This is a genomic window from Rhizobium sp. 2YAF20, assembly GCF_052114685.1.
Lineage (GTDB): Bacteria > Pseudomonadota > Alphaproteobacteria > Rhizobiales > Rhizobiaceae > Rhizobium.
Map to the genome: position 1 here is coordinate 1 of NZ_JBFRFF010000128.1, position 759 is coordinate 759.

A 759-nucleotide genomic window follows, 5' to 3' on the forward strand; every position below is an offset into this window, starting at 1 on the left:
TCGTCGTTGAATTTTGACGGGACTGGCGGATGTGAAAAGGGCAAAACGGGCAGCGACGAAAACCGCCGGAGAGGCGGCAGCCTCGGAGGATGAGATTTTCATCCTGCAATTCCGCATCTGGCTGAAGGACGTGAGCCCGATGGTGTGGCGTAGGGTTCAGGTTTTCTCGACGATGACGCTACGCGAGTTTCATGGCGTCATTCAGGTCGCGATGGGATGGGAAGGCATACACCTCTACCAGTTCGTCATTCACACGGTGCGGTACGGCTCGTGGGAGGCGGGTGCCCGCTCTCCGGCTATCACACTTGGTAATCKGCAACYGCGTAACGGCAGCCGGTTCCTGTACGAGTACGCCCTCAACATCCCCTGGGAGCACGAGGTCCGGCTGGAGGAACGCYGGCCTGTCAAATACGGCGCTCACTATCCGGCGTGTACGGACGGCGACGGCAATTGTCCGCCTGAGGATTGTSGTGGACCGGAAGCCTGGATGTGGCAGAGAGACGAGGCGCTCGGGCCTGACCTCCATSAGGATCTCGCCACAGCATTGGAATTCGTCACGGAAATCGGCGACACCGGGTCCCTTGCCGTCCTTGATGATCCGGACCGCGCTGGGGAGTTGCAGGAACTGCTGTTTCGGATCAAGGGCCGAGCTACACTGCTGGGCCAGTCGTTCGAGCGGCGGACGGTGAATGATCGGCTGCGGCAGAGCGAACATCTGATCCYGATGCACCAGCAGATGTGACGGGCCTTGCGACCTGA

At 60.4% G+C, this 759-nt stretch carries 1 protein-coding gene; it reads left to right on the forward strand.

Annotated features, from left to right (window positions below):
* Nucleotides 1–31: 31 nt before the first annotated feature.
* Nucleotides 32–742, forward strand: coding sequence for a plasmid pRiA4b ORF-3 family protein (locus tag AB4Z52_RS36225; RefSeq protein WP_442222616.1), 711 nt, complete (start codon nucleotides 32–34; stop codon nucleotides 740–742).
* Nucleotides 743–759: the final 17 nt, after the last annotated feature.